Source organism: Deferribacter abyssi, assembly GCF_049472655.1.
Taxonomy (GTDB): Bacteria; Chrysiogenota; Deferribacteres; order Deferribacterales; family Deferribacteraceae; genus Deferribacter; species Deferribacter abyssi.
Genome location: NZ_JAQNCS010000021.1, coordinates 1 through 19,269, shown reverse-complemented (window position 1 = coordinate 19,269; position 19,269 = coordinate 1). Strand labels below are relative to the sequence as shown.

Genomic DNA, 19,269 nt, shown 5'->3' with positions numbered 1-19,269 from the left:
AATCAAATATGCCAGTATGAAGGTATATAAATCCTTTTATATTCCTCCAATGCGTATCTATCTGTCATACCAGCAATAAAATATACAATAGAGAGTTTTTTATCTTCAGTTATATCTCTGAAAGATCTAGGGACCATATCAAAATTTTCCTCGTAATATTTGTATAAATCAAATAAAATTTTGTAAGCCTTGTCAAACTCTTTTTTTATTATATCACAAAGGTAAACTTTATCAAATAAAAATTCTCTTAGATTTTCAATGAGTAATAACATGTTATCGCTCATAATAATTTTTTCATAATCAGCTTTGATTGTGAATAGTACAACATCTTTAACTGCATTATGAATTCTTTCACTATGAGATTTACCTAAGTTTTTTATGATATCTTTAGGGATATCGGTTTCTGAGATGATCTTTGCTCTGATAGCATCATCAAGATCGTGATTTACATATGCAATAATGTCTGCAATTCTGACAATTTGCCCCTCAAGAGTTTTTGCTAGTTTTTTATCATCAAAAATGGGACCTTTTCCTTTTGAATGTTTTAAAATACCATCCAACACTTCGAATGTTAGGTTTAATCCTTTTCCATCTTTTTCGATTTTTTCAACAACAGTTATTGAGTGTTCATAATGTTTAAACGGTTTTCCAATGATATCTGATAATATTTGTTCTCCTGCGTGTCCAAATGGAGTGTGACCAAGGTCATGTCCCAATGCAATTGCTTCAACAAGGTCTTCATTTAACCGAAGAGATTTAGCAATGGTTTTTGCTATTTGCATAACTTCTAAGGTATGTGTGAGTCTTGTTCTGTAATGGTCTCTAGCAGGGGATAAAAAAACCTGTGTTTTATGTTTTAATCGTCTAAATGCTTTTGAGTGGATTATACGATCTCTGTCTCTTTGAAATTCTGTTCTAAGTTCACACTTTTCTTCTTTTTTTCTTCGACCAAAGCTATTTATTGATTTTGCAGCTTTGGGATGTAGATGTTTTTCTTCTAAGGTTTCAAGCTCCTCTCTTATCATGAAATTTCCTATAAATAAATTTGTTTACTGGTTTTGGTACAAAACAGCTCACATCACCACCAAGTGAAGCTATTTCTCTTACCATGCTTGAACTTAAGAATATATATTTTTTGTTAGGCATGAGAAATACTGTTTCACACTCATAATAAAGTTTTCTGTTCATCAAAGCAAGTTGTAGTTCATATTCAAAGTCTGATACAACTCGTAAACCTCTCAAAATAATATTTACATTTTTTTCTTTCATAAAATCTACAAGTAAAATGGAAAATGGTTCAACCTCTACATTATTCATATGGGTTACAGATTCTTTAATCATTTTTACTCGTTCATCAATAGAGAAAAGAGGTTTTTTTCTTTTATTTTCGGCTACAGCAATAATAAGTCTGTCAAACATTTTAGCGCCTCTTTCAATAATATCTAAATGTCCATTTGTAAGAGGGTCAAAAGTTCCAGGATAAATAGCATTCATTGATCAATCTCCAAATAATAGATTTTTGTGTCTCCATATCTTTTTTCATCTATTAAACAAAAATTATCGGTTACTTCAAATTCTGTTCTAATACTTTCTTCATATATTAAAATTCCATCATTTGCAATGATTTGATTTTTTAAAATAGATGTTAATAATCTTTTAGAATCTATTTTACCATAAGGAGGATCGATGAAAATGATATTAAAATGAAGTTTTAGTTTGTTTATAGCTTTATAAACATCTCCTTTTATTATTTGGTAGTTGTTTTTTTTTATCAGGTGAAGATTGATTTTCAATAATCGTATATCTATGTCGATAAAAACAACTTCTTTAGCTCCTCTACTAATAGCTTCAATGCCGAAAGCTCCTGATCCTGCAAATAAATCTAAGACTGTTGCATTATTAATTTTTTCATATAATTTTGAGAAAATAGCTGATCTTACTTTATCAGTTGTGGGTCTTATCCCAAAACTCTTTGGAGATTTTAAAGATAACCCTTTCAGTGAGCCACCTGTTATTCTCAATGTATTTCTCCCACAATTGATCTGCAATTAACTTGAAATTTACTTCATTAGTATATTCAATGTTCCAGGTTTTTGCAATGATACCTTTATAATTAGGGAAGTTTTTAAAAATTTTACAGGTATATGATGTATCTTTACAGTACAGATAAATAATAAAAGTTTTAACAATGTCACCAAAAGATGGATGAAAGAATCCTCCAACTATATTGTCACTTATTTTTAATTGATTATGTAATCCAATTCTTAATATTGTAGCATTTTGCTTAATTGCTGTAATTAAATAAATTGAGGAAATTGCCAGTACATCTGAAAATGTAAAATTGAGTGAAAACTTATTATTAAGAAGTTTTTCAAGATGCGTTCCTTTTAAAACTACTGTGGGGTATATTCTCAAAAATCTGTAATTTATACTAGTAAGATAATTCAAGTTTAATGAGACGTTGTCTAAAGACTCCTTAAACATTCCAACCATTAACTGAATACCCACATTAAATCCTTTTTTATTTAATGAATTTATTGTGTTTAATGCATCCTTTTTTGTATAAAATCGACCGTTTATTTTTAATACATCATCTGAAAAACTTTGTATTCCTAGTTCAATAGTTTTAATGTTGTTAATTTTAAGTTCCTTGATAAAGTCTTCATCAAAGCCTTTTGGATATGCAGATATTCTTATCTGTTTTACATCAATTTGTTTGGCTAATTCATAAAGGAAGACTCTTTTATCATAAGGTAAAAAGTTAAAGCTTCCGCCATAAAAAGCTATTTCATCCCATTTATTACGTTTTGATTTATAAAACTCAAACTGCTCTATAATATCTTTTTTGAAGTTTTTAATATTTTTGCCAGATATTATATTTTGATCACAAAAAATGCATTTTCCTGGACAACCTTGAAAAGGGATAAATATAGGGAGTATGCTATACCTAGACATCAATTAGTTGTAACAGAAGAATGTAAGAATTCTAAAGCTTTTTTTGCAGCATCCATTTCTGCCTTTTTTTTATTTTTGCCGGTCCCCAAAAAGGTGCCGCAATGCAATTTTACTTCCACTGTAAAAGATTTGTTATGCTCAGGCCCTTCCTCTTTTAGAACGTTGTATTCGGGTAAGTATCCAAATTCTTTTTGAGTAATTTTTTGTAATTCAGTTTTAGGGTCGATAATTTTTTTACCCTGTATATATTCATCAATCAGATCGGACATAAGCTTTAAAACTATTCTTCTTGCTTCATTGTATCCACCGTCTAAATAAACAGCAGCCAAAAGTGATTCAAAAGTATCTGCGAGCAGTGAAGGTTTGTTACTCCCTCCAGTAACTATTTCACCTTTACCAAGTCTAATAACATGTTGTAAGTTAATATTTTTTGCTATCTCACTAATGAAGTCCTCACTTACAAAAAAGGACCTGTATTGAGAGAGTATTCCTTCATTTAAGTCTTTGTACTTTAAAACCATGTACTCAGTAATTATCAATTCTAATACAGCGTCACCTAAAAATTCTAAACGTTCATAGTTTTTCTTTAATTTTTTTTCATAGGCATAAGAAGAATGTGTTATTGCTTCCAATAAGAGTGATTTTGACTTAAAAGAATAACCTATGATTTTTTCTAATTGATCGTAGCTACTCATATTTCTTCAGCAAGAGACAAGCATTTGTCCCACCAAAACCAAAAGAATTACTCAAAGCATATTTGATTTTTGCTGATTTAGGTTTGTTTGGGACATAGTCAAGGTCACATTCTGGGTCAGGTTCATCTAAATTAATAGTAGGTGGTATAACACCATTTTTTATTGCAAGAGCGCAATATGCTGCTTCAACACTACCTGCAGCCCCTAAAAGGTGACCAGTCATAGATTTTGTTGAGCTTACCATTAATTTATATGCATGTTTTCCAAAGACAGTTTTTATCGCTTTTGTTTCTATTGCATCGTTGTAAGGGGTGGAAGTACCATGAGCATTAATATAGTCAACATCTTCAGGCTCAACCCCTGCGTCTGAAATAGCCATCTTCATAGCTCTAACAGCACCTTCGCCTGATTCATCAGGTGCAGTAATATGATAAGCATCCCCAGTCATTCCGTATCCTACGACCTCTGCATATATTTTTGCGTTTCTGTTTAGAGCATGTTCTAATTCTTCTAAAACTAAAATCCCTGCACCTTCTCCCATTACAAAACCGTCTCTATTTTTATCAAAAGGTCTACTTGCTTTTTCAGGTTCATCATTTCTTCGTGACAGAGCTTTCATGTTTGCAAAACCAGCGACAGCTAATGGTGTAATAGCACTTTCAGAGCCGCCAGCAAACATAATTTTTGCATCTCCACGCTGAATAATTTTAAAAGCGTCTCCTACAGCGTGTGAGCCAGTTGCACAAGCAGTTACAACGCTACTGTTTGGCCCTTTTAAACCGTACCTGATAGAGATAGCACCACTGGCCATATTAATAATTGCAGAGGGTATGAAAAAAGGGGATACTCTTCTGTAACCTTTTTTAAGGTAAATTTCATGTTGTTCTTCGATGGTTTTAAATCCACCAATACCAGATCCAATTATTGCACCGGCTTCTTCGTGCTCTATATTATCAAAATTTAATCCAGCATCTCTTGAGGCTAACTCAGCAGCTACAAGAGCAAAAACGATAAATTCATCGAATCGTTTAACGTCCTTTTTATCCACATAATCTTCGGGAGTTAGATTTTTTACCTCTGCTGCAATTTTTACAGGAAAATTTGAAGCATCAAATTTTGTGAGCTCACTAACACCAGATTTACATGCTAAAATTCCTTCCCAGTTTTCGTTTACTCCGATGCCAATAGGAGTTACAAGCCCAATACCAGTAATTACTACTCTTTTTTTCACAAACTCCTCCTGTATTTCAAAGGAATAAGGGAAGTTCCCTTATTCCATATGCTCTTTGATGTAGTTTATAGCATCTTGAACAGTTTTAATTTTTTCAGCTTCTTCATCTGGGATTTCCATCCCGAACTCTTCTTCAAAAGCCATGATTAACTCAACAGTATCGAGAGAATCTGCGCCTAAATCATCAACAAAAGAAGATTCTGGTTTGATTTCAGATTCATCAATATTGAGTTGCTCTGCAATGATTTTTTTTACTCTTGTTTCAATATCTGCCATTTGTTCCTCCTAGTTATTTTATTAAGGTAAATACATACCACCGTTTACATGAATGGTTGTACCTGTAATATAATCAGCTTCTTTAGATGCAAGAAAAACTACTGCATTTGCAACATCTTCTGGTTTACCAAAATATCCAAGAGGTATTTTTTCAAGCATAGCATTTTTAACATCTTCACTTAAAGACTCTGTCATTTCGGTTTCTATAAAACCAGGAGCTACGGCATTTACTCTAATACCTCTTGAAGATAACTCTAGAGCAACGCTTTTGGTAAGCCCTATTAAACCGCTTTTTGTAACTACATAATTTGATTGGCCTATATTTCCTGTGAAACCAACTACACTGCTTATATTTATAATTTTACCGTAGCGTTTTTTCATCATACCTCTGCTTACAGCTTTAATACAGAAAAAAGCCCCTTTTACATTTACATCAAAAACATCATCAAAATCTTCTTCTTTTAGTCTGAGAATAATGTTATCTTTGGTTATTCCTGCGTTGTTTACAAGGATATCCACAGAGCCAAGTTCTTTCTCAATATCGGATACCATATTTTTTACTTCTTTTTCATTTGTAATATTGCATTGATAAATTTTGCATATTCCGTCGCAGTTTTTGTTGATATAGTCTGCAACTTCAAGGGCTTTATCTTTGTTTTGATTATAATTTATGGCAACTTTGCTTCCTAATTCAGCAAATTTTATGGCTATAGCTTTGCCGATACCCCTTGAGCCTCCTGTAACAAGAACTATTTTATTTTTAAAGCTCATATTTCCTCCAGCTTGTTGAGATCATCAACTTTTGAAATGTTTATTGTTTTGACTTGTCTGTTAATTTTTTTTATCAGTCCTGTCAACACATTTCCTGCACCAACTTCAATAAAAGTTGTGAATCCATCTTCAATCATATTCGTAATAAGTTGAGTCCATTTTACAGGTGATGAGACTTGTTTAATAAGAGAGTCTCTAACTTCTTCTGCAAACAATTCTTTTTGTGCATAAACATTATTGAAAATAGGCCTGTTTAAATCTGAGATTTTTATATTTTTTAAATAAAGGGCCATTTTTTCTTCAGCAGGCTTCATTAAAGAGCAGTGAAAAGGTGCGCTTACCGGTAATTTTACCACTCGTTTTGCACCTATTTCTTTTGCTTTTGATATAAATTCATCGATAGCTTCCCTATGTCCTGCAACTACTAGTTGATTTGGAGAGTTGTAATTAGCAGGTTCCACAATATGATTTTCTTTTGATATTTTACTACAAAGAGATTCTACTTTATCTGAGCTTGCACCAATGACAGCAGCCATTGCTCCAACCCCTACAGGAACAGCTTCTTGCATAAACTTGCCTCTATTGTGAACAGCTAAAACAGCATCATCGAAGGAAAGTCCATCAGCAGCTACAACTGCAGAGTACTCACCGAGTGAATGTCCTGCAAAACCATCAATTTTAAGTTTATTTTTTATTATGTTATATATCCCAATACTCATTGTGAGTAGAGCTGGCTGAGTATTAAATGTTAATTTTAATTCTTCTTCGGGTCCATCAAACATTAATTTTGATAAATTATATCCGAGCAGCTTGTTAGCATTGCCAACTAACTCTTTGTAGCTATCAAATTTTTCATAAAAGTCTTTGCCCATTCCTACAAATTGCGAACCCTGACCTGGGAAAACTATTGCTATTTTACTCATACCCCTCTCCTTAAAAAGTAAATACTGTTGAGCCCCAGGTGAGACCACCCCCAAAGGCCGCAGAGACAACATTATTACCTTTTTTGATTTTACCTGATTTCACAGCAATGTCTAATGCTGTGGGGATAGAAGCAGCAGATGTGTTGCCAAATTTATCAAGGGTGATTATAACTTTGTCATCACTTAATTTTAATCTTTTTGCTGCAGCATCAATTATGCGTAAATTTGCTTGATGGGGTATAAAATAATCTATATCGTTAAAACTCAAACCACTTTTTTCCACAGCCGTTACAGCAGCATCTTTCATTGCTCTAACAGCAATTTTAAACACTTCGTTCCCTTTCATTGAAAAAAGATGATCTTCAATATTTAATTCTTTGTATTTTGCTAGAAAACTGGAGCCACCAGCTTTACATATCAATAGATCGGTATGTTCTCCATTTGCATGAAGCAAAATACTTCTAATGCCTGGCCTGTCACTTTTAGATAAAATAACAGCTCCTGCACCATCACCTAATAAAACACAAGTGCTTCTATCTTTCCAGTTTAAAATAGATGATAAGCGTTCTGCACCGACTATTAAGATGTTCCTTGCTAAATTGTTTTTTATTAATGAATCTCCGATAGCAAGGGCATATATAAAACCAGAACAAGCTGCATTGATGTCAAAAGCAAAAGGACCTTTAATACCAAGCTTACCCTGCAAGTGACATGCAGTGGAAGGGACTAAAGAATCTGGAGTGCATGTTGCAACGACTATTCCATCGATTTCATTTTTTGAAATTCCTGCTGTTTCAATGGCAGATAACGAGGCTCTGTAAGCCATTTCACTAGTAGACTCATCTTCAGATATACGTCTTTCTTTGATTCCGGTTCGTGTTACAATCCATTCGTCTGAAGTATCAACAAATTTTTCAATATCTTTGTTAGTTAGAACCTTGCTAGGAAAGTATGAGCCTGTTCCGATGATTCTTGAATAACAATTCATGTTACACCTTTTTTTTTAAAAAAGCAACTAAACTAGTCTGATGTGATTTTTTTAAATTTGTCTTTGATATTGTTCCAAAAAGATTCGACTTTGTCAACTTTTAATCTTTTCAAAGAATCTTGAATATTTCTTTCTATATAAAGATTGATTTTTTTCTCTGCAAGTTCGTATGCTACTCTAATTCCATTTTTTACGGCATTTGCATTGGAACTTCCATGCCCTATAATGCATACACCATTGACTCCTAAAAGTGGTGCACCACCATATTCTGTATAATCGGCTCTTTTTTTTAATGCTTGAAAGGCAGGTTTTAATAAGAAAGCTCCGAGTTTTCTGAAAAGGTTTTTTGTCAGTTCTTCTTTTAGAAGTTTTCCTATATACCATGCTGCTGATTCACTTACTTTAAGTGCTATATTGCCAGCGAAACCATCACAAACAACTACATCTGATTTTCCTTTATAAAGTTCTTTTCCTTCTACATTCCCTATGAAATTTATTATAGGAGATTCTTTTAGCATGTTAAATGCATTTTTTGTACTTTCATTTCCTTTTAAATCTTCTTCACCGATACTCAAAAGCCCTACAGTGGGATTTTCTTTTTCAAAAACAAATTTTGCGTATGCAGAACCCATAATTGCAAACTGTAAATAGTGTAAAGGTTTGCAATCAACATTGGCACCAATATCAAGAATAACAGAGTGTCCTTTAGCATTTGGTAATACAGCTCCAATGGCTGGTCTATCCACTCCTTCAAGGGGGCGCAAAATAAGCTTTGCGCAAGCCATAACTGCACCAGTGTTGCCAGCGCTAAAAAAAGCTCTTGCTTCACCTTTTTTTACTAATTTAAGCCCTTCATGTATTGATGATTTTCTTTTTCTTCTAACAGCTACAGAAGGTAAATCATCCATAGTTATAACTTCTTCCGCATGGATAACAGAAATTTTTTCCTTAGGATAATCTTTAATTTTTTTTAACTCTTGATCGATTAAAACCTGATCTCCTACTAGTATAATGTTAATATTATATTCGTTAGCAGCTAAAACGGAGCCTTTTACGATTTCTTGAGGGGCATGATCGCCCCCCATTGCATCCACAACTATTTGCATAATGTTTTATAATTCAGTTTTTTTGATTACCTGCACTTTTTTATAATATCCACATGCTGGGCATACTACATGTGGTAATTTGAGATCACCGCAATTATCGCATTTCACATAAGCGTTTGGTGTTACATGGTGATGACTCCTTCTATTCCCTTTTTTCATTCTTGTTGTTTTTTTCTTTGGTACACCCATAGTCCACCTCTTTATTATTTTTTTAGTTTTTTTAGGATTTCAAATCTTGGATCTAAACTAACATGTTTGCATTTACATTTTTCTTTGTTTAAATTGACACCACAATCAGGGCAGATTCCTTTGCAGTTTTCACTACACAACCATTTTACAGGTTTTAATAAAATCACTTCTTCTCTTATTATTTCATTAATATCTATAAAATTATCTAAGATATTGTAATATGATAAATCTTCTTCGCTTAATTCAATTTCTTCTTTTTCATCATCATTGGTTTTATTTATTACTATTTCGACCTGGATTCTTTCTTTGAATTGTTTTTTAAATGTTTCAGCACACCTATCGCATTCGTTGTTTATTGTGAAAACAACCTCTCCATCTAGAAAATAAGCTTTTTTAATGGGATACAGTTTTCCGTTAAATTTTTCCACTCTAATATGAGAAGAAAAATCATCAAACTCAAATGCTGTATCGATGTCTATCCCATCAATGGTGATTTGTTCAAAGTATACTTTCAAATTGGCCTCCGAAGTAGCGGATAAATATATTTAATGAGTCCTTGTTTGTCAAGGACTAAACGCTTTTTCCTGATAAAAAGACTATTTGACTTTTATTTTAATATTATTTATAATCTATTATAACATATATTTAATTTATTTCGAGGTTTTCTTATGTTGTATGCTCAACTAGAGTTTGTGTATTTACATAATGCACGGGTTAAAGATGCTCCACTTCTTTTCATTATGCGTAATAAAGAGAGATTTAGAGGAAAAATTTACGAATTTGATCCCTACTCAGTAATTATTGATGACGCTGGTGTTAAAATTCATATCTTTAAAAGGGATATTGCTACTGTTGCATCTGCTAAGACCATTATCGATGTTGATTATATAAGTAAAACTTACTATCAAGCTCATCGTGGAAGGCATCCAAAACACACTAGACCGCCAATGCAAGATATTTTTTTAAATGAAGTAAGAAAGTCAAAGTCACCAGTTATTGCTTATCTTACGAATGGTGTTAAAGTTAGGGGTTTATTAATAGGTTTTGATGATTATGTATTGCTTACTTCTTATGAAGATAGACAGCAGCTTATTTATAAAAGTGCAATTTCTACTGTTTTTCCATTATATCAGCAGGGTGAAATCATTAAATATGATGATGAGAGGTAGTGGTTATGGATAAACCTTATAAGATCTTGGTAGTAGATGATGAAGAACATACAAGGTTGGGGTATGCTGAAGTTTTAAAACTGGATGGTTATGATGTGGATGTTGCGGAAACGGGCATAGAAGGTCTTGAAAAGGCAAAAGCTACCAAATATGATGTAATTGTTACTGATTTGCGAATGCCAGAAATGGACGGTCTTACTTTTATAGAGAATCTAAGAAAATTTGATAAAAATGCTAAGATTGTGATAATTACGGCTTTTGGGACATATAAATCTTACCAAAAGAGTAGAAATTTAGGGGTTGTTACTTATTTAAACAAGCCTGTTAGAGCTAAAGATTTGAAAGATGCCATAATACAGATTATGGGTTTAAATATAGATTAATCAAAGAGGTGATTTTATGACTGTTACATTAAAAGGGAATCCTGTATCGCTTTTTGGTACAATGATTCAAGAAGGTGATAGTGCTCCAGAGGTGAAACTAGTTAATAGTGATTTGGCTGAGGTTGTTGTAGGTGGTGTAAAGGATAAAATACAACTTTTAATTTCAGTTCCTTCTCTCGATACCCCAGTTTGTGCAACAGAAGCAAGAAAGTTTAATGAAAAGGTGTCTACTTTAAAAAATGTTGACCCTATCATTGTTTCCATGGATTTGCCTTTTGCAGCAAAAAGATTTTGCACTACTGAGGGATTAAACATTACAGTTGCATCCGATTTTAGAGAAAAAGAATTTGGTAAAAAGTATGGTGTTCTGATTACCGATGGACCTTTAGCGGGTGTCCTTGCTAGAGTGGTTTTTATTGTAGATAAAAGTGGGAAATTAGTCTATAAGCAGGTTGTGTCTGAGATTACTAGTGAGCCTAATTATGATGAGGTTTTAACGGCTCTTGAAAAAATAGTTTAGAACGAAACGATTGGCTTGATCTGTGTTTTATAAAGAGCTGAGTAAGTCTTACAACGAAATTTTTCCTTTTGATAATGATACATACAATTTCCTAAAAAATTATATTAAAAGTGAGCTCCCTGTACTTGATATTGGATGTGCGACAGGTAATTATGTTAATAAGTTTATAAAAGAAGGATTTAAATGCTTTGGGATTGAAAAAGAAACTGGCTTTGAACTGCAAGGTCCATTTATTTATGCTGATATGCTAAGACTGCCAATAAAATCTTCTAAAAAGTTTGGTTTTATTTATTCAATAGGCAATACCCTCGTTCATGTAAATTCAAAGCTAGATTTTTACAATGTAATTAAGAACATAATGAATCTTCTCGAAAAAAAATGTTTTTTTCTAATGCAAATAATCAATTATGATAGGATTTATGGATATGAGTTAAAAGGATTGCCAGATATAGAAACAGAACACTACGTAATTAATAGAATTTATCACTATGATAGTGACGAGCAGCTGATATTTGAAATGAAAATCATAGATAAAAATTCAAATAAAGTAAAAACCTTAAGTTCAAAACTCACACCCATATTCCTGGAAGACGTAAAAGATGCGGCTACTAGAGCAGGTGCCAGCTTTGTGCAGTTTTTTGGAGATTTTCAGGGTGGGAAGTTCTTTTTAAAAGATAGTATGATGTTGATAGCTGCCATTTACAAGTGATAAATTTCCTTAATCTACTCTCACTATTTTATTAAATGTGAAAAATGAGCATTTATGCTCATCTTGGTTGTATAAGCATTATTTACAATCTATAATACTACTACGACTATTAGTAACATTTATTTGATTAAATTTCTCTTCTGTTTTCAAGAGCTTTAAGAATTGCAAATTCGTCAGAATATTCTAAATGTGAACCCACGGCAAGTCCAGTAGCAATTCTTGTGATTTTTAGCATATTGTAATCAGATAAGATTTTTTTCAAATAGTAGGCAGTTGTTTCTCCGTCTACATCAGGATTGGTGGCAATGATAATTTCTTTTACATTTCCTTCTTCTATTCGAGAAATTAATTTATCAAAATTTAGAACATCTGGAGTTATTCCATCAAGAGGTGAAATTCTACCTCCAAGCACATGATAAAGTCCGTTATAGTTACCACTATTTTCAATGAGTATCACATCTTTGGCTTCTTCTACCACACATATTATTGTCTTATCTCTTGTAGTATCTTTGCAAATTGGGCAAATTTTTTCATCAGTTAATGATCCACAAATTTCACAAAATGTTATTTTCTCTTTTAATGCTTCAATACTTTTAGTTAATGAAAGAACATCCTTTTTGTCCATTTTGAGCAAAAAAAGAGCTAAACGAGTAGCAGTTTTTCTTCCTATGCCTGGTAGTTTACTAAGCTCAAAAACACATTTTTCAAAATCTTTTAGTTGAAACATCGTTGTTATTTTTAATCAATGTTTGAAAAATTAAAGAATTCCAGGAAAATTTAATCCTAAACCACCAGTGAGCTGATTCATTTTTTCTTGCATTAATTCTTGAGATTTTTTGATAGCTTCATTTACTGCGGCTATAATTAAATCTTGAAGCATTTCTACGTCTTCAGGATCTACGACATCTTTTTCTATTTTTATTTCAATAAGTTCTTGTTTTCCATTAACTTTTGCGGTTACCATTCCGCCACCTGCTGAAGCTTCTACAACCTCTTTTGCAGCTTCTTCCTGTATTTCCAACATTTTTTTTTGCATTTTTTGAGCTTGCTTCATAATTTGCTGAATGTTCATTAAAACCTCCATTTATTTTTTTATTTTAATATCCACTATGGTTCCTTCAAACTCTTTTAATAGAAGCTCTACAGCTTTATTCTCTTTTAACTCTTTTTTCAACATTTTTTCTTTAAAGGTTTCTATTTCATTAACTTTTTCAATTACCCCTTTTTTTTTACTGCCATTTTCTAGCTTTATTATTACTTCATCTATGTTGCCAAAATATTTTTTGGCAGCTCTTTTGAGAAAATCAATATTTTCTGCTTTTATTACTATGTTGTAATGAAACATTTTTTCTTCTGCAAAACCTACAACCATTTTATTATTTTCAATGGAAATAAGATATCCATATCCTAGATTTGATGATACACTTGGTTTTTTTTCTGCTATAAAATCCAAAAATTTTTTCCATATTGCTTCAAGATTATCTAAAGTCAAAGTTGATTTTAACGGTTTATTAGTGTTTTCATTTGAACTTTTAACTGGGATTTTATTTTTAATGGTAGAAGATGGGATTATTCTATCTATGTGTAAAATTTTAAAGATACCCATTTCAAAAATATCTTGTTCGAATGAAAAATATTTTAAATCATTATATACTTTTAATAAAGTTTGATAAATAGCGAAAAGTTTTTCTTTATTTGTGTTTTTTAAGAGATAGTTGAAAAAACTTATTTCTTCAGCAGTTAGCTCTTTTTGGGCAGAATTTTCAAAGGTATGCATAAGCAAGAGCAGTTTTGTAAAATGCAAGAATTTTTCTGTAATGTATTTATAATCAATCCCCTTCAGTCTTATTTCATCCAAAAGTGATTTAATTTTGTTTTTATCTTCCAATATTACAGATTTGTAAAGTTCGTTTATAATTGTATCTTCTGAAAGTCCTAATAAAAATTTAGTTTTATCTAAAGTAATCTCCCCATTTGTATAAGCGATGATTTGATCAATTAGTGATAAACAATCTCTCATGCACCCGTCAGAGTTTCTTATTATTAAACTGAGAGCATCATCTTCAAAAACAATTCCTTCTTTTTTGAGGATATTTGTAGTATGAGAAAACATTTCCTTAAATGGAATTTTAGAAAAATTAAATCTCTGACATCTTGAAAGTATTGTAGCAGGTATTCTATGTGCATCTGTGGTAGCTAGAATAAATATTACAAAGTCAGGTGGTTCTTCTAGTGTTTTTAATAGTGCGTTAAAGGCGGCTTCTGTAAGCATATGAACTTCATCTATGATATATATTTTGTATTTTGATTTTGCAGGCAGGAATTTTACGGATTCTCTAAGCTGTCTTATTTCATCGATACCTCTGTTAGAAGCACCGTCTATTTCGAAAACATCTAAAGATATACCATCTGTAATCTCTTTACAGTTTTCGCAACTGTTGCAAGGGTTAATTCCTTTAGGGTTTAGGCAGTTCAATGCCTTTGCAAAAATCCTAGCTGTACTAGTTTTGCCTATGCCTCTTGGTCCTGTAAACAGATAAGCATGGCTGATTCTGTTTAATTCAATGGCATTTTTAAGAGTGCTTACAATATAGTCTTGAAAAACGATTTCATCAAAAGTTTGAGGCCTATATTTCCTAGCTAATGCAACATAACTCATATTCACCACCAGTTACCAATATAACAAAGATTGTTATTTTATCAATAGGAATAAAATTTCCTAAATAATATTATTATGGTATTGTCAACGTTAACCCAAAAAAAGAAAAAGCTCAACAATGTAACTATAAGATAAATGAAGGTTGTGTGATAAATGTTTGCAGGCGTGATAAACCTAATCTTTTATGAATATGTGATGATATTTTAACTATAAAATCAACTATTTAGGAAAATAGAAGAGTAATAAAAAATTTTGATATAAAATAAGAAAAAATAGAAGTTTACCTGTTGGTAATTATTATAACCTATAACTGCAGCCAGTGAAACTGGTTGTAAATAACTTGTGATTGAATATTTTGGAAAAATGGTATAAAATTCTATAAAGTTTTATAATTTGTTAATTAACTTAAACTGTCAGGAGGTATTAATGAAAAGGCGTGAATTTTTAAAAAAGGCAGCAGTAACTACTGCAGCAGCAGGAGCAGCGTTATCTTTTGGAGCACCAGCAGTGCATGCTAAAAAGCGTTATCTTTGGAAAATGGTAACAACTTGGCCACCACATTTTCCTGTAATGGGTGAAGCTGCTGATATGCTTGCTAAATGGGTTGAGACAATGTCTGATGGTAGACTTAAGATTCAAGTGTATGGTGGCGGAGAGCTCGTACCACCTTTGCAAACTTTTGATGCTGTAAGTGGTGGTATGGTAGAGATGGGACATGGAGCGGCTTATTACTGGGCAGGTAAATCTCCAGCAACTCAGTTTTTTGCAGCTGTTCCTTTTGGAATGAATGCTCAACAGATGAATGCATGGATTTATGCAGGTGATGGGCAAAAGCTTTGGGATGAAGTGTATGCTTCATTTAACCTAAAACCAATGCCTGCTGGAAATACAGGTGTTCAGATGGGTGGTTGGTTTAATAAAGAAATAAATTCTATCAATGACTTTAAAGGGCTTAAAATGAGAATTCCTGGTCTTGGTGGTAAGGTGCTTGCCAAGGCAGGCGGTACAGCGGTGTTGTCAGCTGGTGGAGAAATTTACACCAATTTGGAAAGGGGGGTAATCGATGCTACAGAATGGGTTGGTCCATATCATGACTACTTAATGGGATTTTATAAAGTAGCAAAATATTACTATTATCCAGGATGGCATGAACCAGGAACGGTTTTAGAAATGTTTGTAAATAAGAAAGCTTTTGAAAGTCTTCCAAAAGACCTACAAGAGATAATAATTACAGCTGCATACCGTTCAAACCTATGGATGCTTTCTACATTTGAAGCTAAGAACAATTATTATTTAAACAAATTGATAAATGAGCATGGTGTAAAACTAAAGCAGTTTCCACAGCCGGTTTTAAAACAACTTAAAAAATACTCAGAGGAAGTGTTAGTAGAGATTGTAGAAAAAGATCCTTTAAGCAAAAAAGTGTATGAAAACTTTTTGGCATTTAAGAAAAATGTGGTTGCATGGGCAAATATTTCTGAAATTGCTTATGCAAAAACCCTTAATTTGTAAAAAAATTAAGGATAGCCTTATTGGGGCTATCCTTATTATTTTGTACTCCAGTTTTAATAATAATTGATTAGTATTGGTTTTTGATGTTATTGTATAAAGGAGTAATCTTGTTTTCTTCTAAGATTTTTTTATATTTGCTTATACCAGATTTTTGCCAGCGTACATGAATATTATGTGTATTGTCTTTGTTTATAAAGTGTAGCTTGTCTGCTATTTCTGTAAGAATTTCAACAAGGTTTAAAAATTCTCTTTTTAGCTGCACATATAAATTCATTATATCTAATTTTGAAGAATAGTTTGCGTAGATGTTGGCAAGCTCTTTATATGAACTTCGTCCCATTTTAATATAGCAGTCAATATTCACTAATTTTTTGTTAAGTGATTCTGGATAGAGACCTGACAGAATAAGAGACAAATCACCAGCCAATTTCAGCATATTGATTTTTTCAAAAAGATTTCTATGAAATGCTTCCATAAAAATTTCTGCAATTGCCATTTCTTTTACAAACTCGTTGGTAAAGAGATCATTGGTTTTTGCAAGTTTTTTTAAAAGGTTTAAAATATAAAGTTTAGAATATTCTGATAGAGATTTTTTAATTTCGATTTCAGCGGATTCTACTAGATCATAAAAGAGCTTATCAAGATTTTGATAGCTCTTCATGATTTTCCCTCGTTGTTTATATATTAATACATTATTTTGATGAATTTAATTTTCAAGAAGATTTTTAAAGGATAAACTTGTTTATATCATGTTTATATTCTGTTTCGCTGGAAGGTTTATATTCATCATCAAGGAGTTCGGCAATTTTTTTCATCATATATTCGGTTGCTTCTTCAAATAATATTTTATTTTTTTCAGCTTTTTCAGTAAAAGGTATGAAGTCTGTATCTAGTTTGAACTGATCGATATTATTAAAATAGATAGGTTTTCCTATTCGATATATTATTGTTTTATTCTTTTCTATCCAAGGGATATTTTTAGTATAAGCCTTATCACTTCCATTACAACCAACAGGGACAATAGGTACGTTTAAGCTAAAAGCAAATTGAACAGCTCCAGTTTTCCCTTTAATAAGCTTTTTTGATCTTGTACCTTCTGGAAAAATTAAAAGATTTAACTTCTTATTATATATTGCATCATGACACAGGTTGTATGCTTTTGTCATTAAAGTTTTGTACCTATCTTCAAGATATTGCTTATAGTTATCAAAATATTGTAAAAAACTTAAAAATTTTTTATCACTGAGGAGCTCTTTTTCTGAAAGTTCTCCTTTTATATAGTTTTTAAGTTTATTAAAATATTTATTCAAAACAGATTTATCTTTGCCAAAATATTTTTGCAAGTCTTTTACCATTAAGTATCCTTTAGAAGGCATAGGGAGATTGCCAGTCCAGTTGAAAAATTTTGCTAGCAGTTTACTTTCGTAATATTTTAATTTTACCCATGTTGTAGTAAAACAATGAGGAATTTTATTCCTATACATATAAAGCTGAAACTGAAATGGCCAGTAATTGTATCTATCTGTATGATTCATCACAAAAATAACTGGTCTATCAGGTAGGTTTTCCAAACCTTCAAGGATGATTCTTAGTTTTCTGGTAGTGTATAATGGGTTTAAAAAATATTTCGCTACAAAGAGTTGTCCTTTAGGGATAGGTTCGAGTTTCACGCGATCTAGAAGTTTTTCATAATCCATATAATATTATTAGTGTTTTTAAGATGAAATTTCAAGTTATTTGAATATAAATATTTTTGTTTAGAATTATAATGTTAATCGGGTAAGACTATTGTATTAAAGAGGCTGCCTATTGACAGCCTCTTTAAGTGGTTTTGTCAAAAAGTAGTCCTACCATTTCTTTTATATTTTTTGCTAATCTTAAAGCTTCTTCAGATGGGATTTGCCTTATAACTTCATTTTTCTCAGAGTCAACAATTTTGACCACTATTTGGTTTAGGTCTCTATCGATGACAAATTCTCTTTTGACATTCATAATATCAAGGGCATTGTTCAAATCTTTTATCTGTTTTTTTAGCTCCTGCTCATTTATTTGTCTTTCAACTTCTTGCTGTTTTGCTTTTTGCTCCACAACTTTCTGGGTAGCTTTAATATCATTATTTGATGGTGTATTATCTATTTTGTTTATAGCTGTTGTTTTTAGTGTTTCTAACATTTTACATCACCACCTTTCTTAATTTAGATGGTAGGGGCTAAAAGCCCCGTACCACTATTTTTACCTACCCAGAAGTTGTAATGCGAGTTGTGGAAGCTGATTAGCCTGAGCCAGCATTGCAGTACCAGCTTGTTGAAGAATTTGCTGTCTTGTGAAGTTTGCCATTTCTTCAGCAATGTCAAGGTCTCTAATCCTGGACTCGGATGCAGTCAAGTTTTCTCTTGCTGTATCAAGATTGGTTATAGCATGCTCAAGCCTGTTAATTTGAGCACCAATGGTAGCCCTAGCAGATGATATAGATTCTAATGCTTTATCAATTTTTGTAATACTTTTTTGTGCAAGTTCTTGGTCAACGACAAGTACATCTTTTAGTCCTAATGAGTCAACATTCATTTGGCCTATATTTACATTGATAGCTTGGCCTTCATTTGCTCCGATTTGTAAACTTGTAGAGTTGTCAACTAAGTGTAAGTTTATTTCAACATTTGCTGTTGCAGTAAAGTCTATTTTTTGATTTGTAGAATCCCAGCTAGCAGATACTCCAAGATTACTATCAAATTTTAAGTCTACTCCACTTATTACTCCTCTTAACGTAAAATCGTTTACAGTATCTGAGCCTACTGTATTGCCATTAGAGTCTGTCACTGAAACTTTTATTGAAGAATTTTGTCCCACTTGTGTTGTTGTGAGTGAAAATCCATCGATAAGGGATTGATCACCAACAAGGGAAATTTTACTATTTTCACCCAAAAGAGCAGTCTGAATAGTAAATGTACCTTTAACATTATCGTAATTCACAAGGTTTTTGTTAACAGTAGAGTCAGTACTACCCATACCTAAGTCATTAACGATAGCATTAGTCAGTTTTTGTTCTACATCGTAGATTGTATCATTTCCTTCAAGATAAATAGTTGTTTTTTTACCATTACCATAAATTGTTAATTCTTGTGTGTTCTCAAAAATATTTCTACCATCAGCGTTGGTGAATTTGCTTAAGTTATTTAGACTTGT

Annotated in this window: 25 protein-coding genes; 5 read left to right on the top strand and 20 right to left on the bottom strand. The window is 32.1% G+C overall.

Annotated features, from left to right (window positions below; genetic code table 11):
- Positions 1-2: 2 nt before the first annotated feature.
- Genes OWK30_RS10500 through OWK30_RS10440 form a run of 13 tightly spaced genes read right to left on the bottom strand, consistent with a single transcriptional unit; the run spans position 3 to position 9,649 of the window.
- Positions 3-1,025: a deoxyguanosinetriphosphate triphosphohydrolase gene (locus OWK30_RS10500; protein ID WP_423326280.1), complete on the bottom strand. Its 1,023-nt coding sequence runs from the start codon at positions 1,023-1,025 to the stop codon at positions 3-5.
- Positions 1,006-1,494 carry a pantetheine-phosphate adenylyltransferase gene (gene coaD / locus OWK30_RS10495; protein WP_423326278.1) on the bottom strand — a complete coding sequence of 163 codons (489 nt, stop codon included), beginning with the start codon at positions 1,492-1,494 and terminating at the stop codon, positions 1,006-1,008. Before coaD ends, OWK30_RS10500 begins: the two co-directional genes overlap by 20 nt.
- Positions 1,491-2,021 (bottom strand): 16S rRNA (guanine(966)-N(2))-methyltransferase RsmD, encoded by a 531-nt coding sequence (rsmD, locus tag OWK30_RS10490; RefSeq protein ID WP_423326276.1) that lies wholly within the window; start codon positions 2,019-2,021, stop codon positions 1,491-1,493. Before rsmD ends, coaD begins: the two co-directional genes overlap by 4 nt.
- On the bottom strand, positions 1,945-2,955 hold the full coding sequence (locus OWK30_RS10485; protein ID WP_423326274.1) for a radical SAM protein: 1,011 nt from the start codon (positions 2,953-2,955) through the stop codon (positions 1,945-1,947). Before OWK30_RS10485 ends, rsmD begins: the two co-directional genes overlap by 77 nt.
- On the bottom strand, positions 2,955-3,650 hold the full coding sequence (rnc, locus tag OWK30_RS10480; RefSeq protein ID WP_423326272.1) for a ribonuclease III: 696 nt from the start codon (positions 3,648-3,650) through the stop codon (positions 2,955-2,957). Before rnc ends, OWK30_RS10485 begins: the two co-directional genes overlap by 1 nt.
- Complete coding sequence (gene fabF / locus OWK30_RS10475; RefSeq protein ID WP_423326270.1) at positions 3,643-4,881, bottom strand: beta-ketoacyl-ACP synthase II; 1,239 nt, start codon at positions 4,879-4,881, stop codon at positions 3,643-3,645. The genes rnc and fabF overlap by 8 nt, the downstream gene beginning before the upstream one ends.
- Before the next feature lie 39 nt (positions 4,882-4,920).
- Entirely contained in the window at positions 4,921-5,157 is a 237-nt protein-coding gene (gene acpP / locus OWK30_RS10470) for an acyl carrier protein (RefSeq protein ID WP_423326268.1), read from the bottom strand.
- Positions 5,158-5,178: 21 nt separating this feature from the next.
- A complete protein-coding gene (fabG, locus tag OWK30_RS10465; RefSeq protein WP_423326266.1) occupies positions 5,179-5,928 on the bottom strand; it encodes a 3-oxoacyl-[acyl-carrier-protein] reductase in 750 nt (249 codons plus the stop codon).
- A complete protein-coding gene (fabD, locus tag OWK30_RS10460; protein ID WP_423326264.1) occupies positions 5,925-6,851 on the bottom strand; it encodes an ACP S-malonyltransferase in 927 nt (308 codons plus the stop codon). Before fabD ends, fabG begins: the two co-directional genes overlap by 4 nt.
- 10 nt (positions 6,852-6,861) lie before the next feature.
- Complete coding sequence (locus OWK30_RS10455; RefSeq protein ID WP_423326262.1) at positions 6,862-7,839, bottom strand: beta-ketoacyl-ACP synthase III; 978 nt, start codon at positions 7,837-7,839, stop codon at positions 6,862-6,864.
- 32 nt (positions 7,840-7,871) lie between these two features.
- The gene (gene plsX / locus OWK30_RS10450; RefSeq protein WP_423326260.1) at positions 7,872-8,945 is read right to left on the bottom strand and encodes a phosphate acyltransferase PlsX; all 1,074 of its coding nucleotides are present in this window, start codon (positions 8,943-8,945) and stop codon (positions 7,872-7,874) included.
- 6 nt (positions 8,946-8,951) lie between these two features.
- Entirely contained in the window at positions 8,952-9,134 is a 183-nt protein-coding gene (rpmF, locus tag OWK30_RS10445; protein WP_423326258.1) for a 50S ribosomal protein L32, read from the bottom strand.
- Between the two features lie 14 nt (positions 9,135-9,148).
- Positions 9,149-9,649: a YceD family protein gene (locus OWK30_RS10440; RefSeq protein ID WP_423326256.1), complete on the bottom strand. Its 501-nt coding sequence runs from the start codon at positions 9,647-9,649 to the stop codon at positions 9,149-9,151.
- A 153-nt stretch (positions 9,650-9,802) separates the two neighbouring features.
- Here OWK30_RS10440 and hfq point away from each other — a divergent pair, with 153 nt between their 5' ends.
- The 4 genes from hfq to OWK30_RS10420 are packed head-to-tail and all read left to right on the top strand — an operon-like array spanning position 9,803 to position 11,915.
- Entirely contained in the window at positions 9,803-10,303 is a 501-nt protein-coding gene (gene hfq / locus OWK30_RS10435) for an RNA chaperone Hfq (protein ID WP_149265554.1), read from the top strand.
- Between the two features lie 5 nt (positions 10,304-10,308).
- Entirely contained in the window at positions 10,309-10,686 is a 378-nt protein-coding gene (locus OWK30_RS10430; RefSeq protein ID WP_423326254.1) for a response regulator, read from the top strand.
- Positions 10,687-10,702: 16 nt separating this feature from the next.
- The gene (gene tpx / locus OWK30_RS10425) at positions 10,703-11,206 is read left to right on the top strand and encodes a thiol peroxidase (protein WP_423326252.1); all 504 of its coding nucleotides are present in this window, start codon (positions 10,703-10,705) and stop codon (positions 11,204-11,206) included.
- A 22-nt stretch (positions 11,207-11,228) separates the two neighbouring features.
- A complete protein-coding gene (locus OWK30_RS10420; RefSeq protein WP_423326250.1) occupies positions 11,229-11,915 on the top strand; it encodes a class I SAM-dependent methyltransferase in 687 nt (228 codons plus the stop codon).
- 127 nt (positions 11,916-12,042) lie between these two features.
- On the opposite strand, the gene recR is transcribed toward OWK30_RS10420, so the two are convergent.
- The 3 genes from recR to dnaX are packed head-to-tail and all read right to left on the bottom strand — an operon-like array spanning position 12,043 to position 14,574.
- Positions 12,043-12,642: a recombination mediator RecR gene (gene recR, locus OWK30_RS10415; protein WP_423326248.1), complete on the bottom strand. Its 600-nt coding sequence runs from the start codon at positions 12,640-12,642 to the stop codon at positions 12,043-12,045.
- 30 nt (positions 12,643-12,672) lie between these two features.
- Positions 12,673-12,987, bottom strand: coding sequence for a YbaB/EbfC family nucleoid-associated protein (locus OWK30_RS10410; protein ID WP_423326246.1), 315 nt, complete (start codon positions 12,985-12,987; stop codon positions 12,673-12,675).
- 12 nt (positions 12,988-12,999) lie between these two features.
- The gene (gene dnaX / locus OWK30_RS10405) at positions 13,000-14,574 is read right to left on the bottom strand and encodes a DNA polymerase III subunit gamma/tau (RefSeq protein WP_423326244.1); all 1,575 of its coding nucleotides are present in this window, start codon (positions 14,572-14,574) and stop codon (positions 13,000-13,002) included.
- A gap of 426 nt (positions 14,575-15,000) precedes the next feature.
- Between dnaX and OWK30_RS10400 the strand changes: the two genes are divergently transcribed.
- A complete protein-coding gene (locus OWK30_RS10400; protein ID WP_423326242.1) occupies positions 15,001-16,086 on the top strand; it encodes a TRAP transporter substrate-binding protein in 1,086 nt (361 codons plus the stop codon).
- Positions 16,087-16,153: 67 nt separating this feature from the next.
- Here the strand turns inward: OWK30_RS10400 and OWK30_RS10395 are convergent, their stop codons facing one another.
- The 4 genes from OWK30_RS10395 to OWK30_RS10380 form a co-directional block, all read right to left on the bottom strand.
- Positions 16,154-16,747, bottom strand: a complete 594-nt coding sequence (locus tag OWK30_RS10395; RefSeq protein WP_423326240.1) for a hypothetical protein — start codon at positions 16,745-16,747, stop codon at positions 16,154-16,156.
- A 64-nt stretch (positions 16,748-16,811) separates the two neighbouring features.
- Positions 16,812-17,783, bottom strand: a complete 972-nt coding sequence (locus tag OWK30_RS10390; protein WP_423326238.1) for a lysophospholipid acyltransferase family protein — start codon at positions 17,781-17,783, stop codon at positions 16,812-16,814.
- Between the two features lie 124 nt (positions 17,784-17,907).
- Positions 17,908-18,258 (bottom strand): flagellar protein FlaG, encoded by a 351-nt coding sequence (locus OWK30_RS10385; RefSeq protein WP_423326236.1) that lies wholly within the window; start codon positions 18,256-18,258, stop codon positions 17,908-17,910.
- Between the two features lie 60 nt (positions 18,259-18,318).
- On the bottom strand, positions 18,319-19,269 hold a 951-nt coding region (locus OWK30_RS10380; protein ID WP_423326234.1), incomplete at its 5' end, for a flagellin.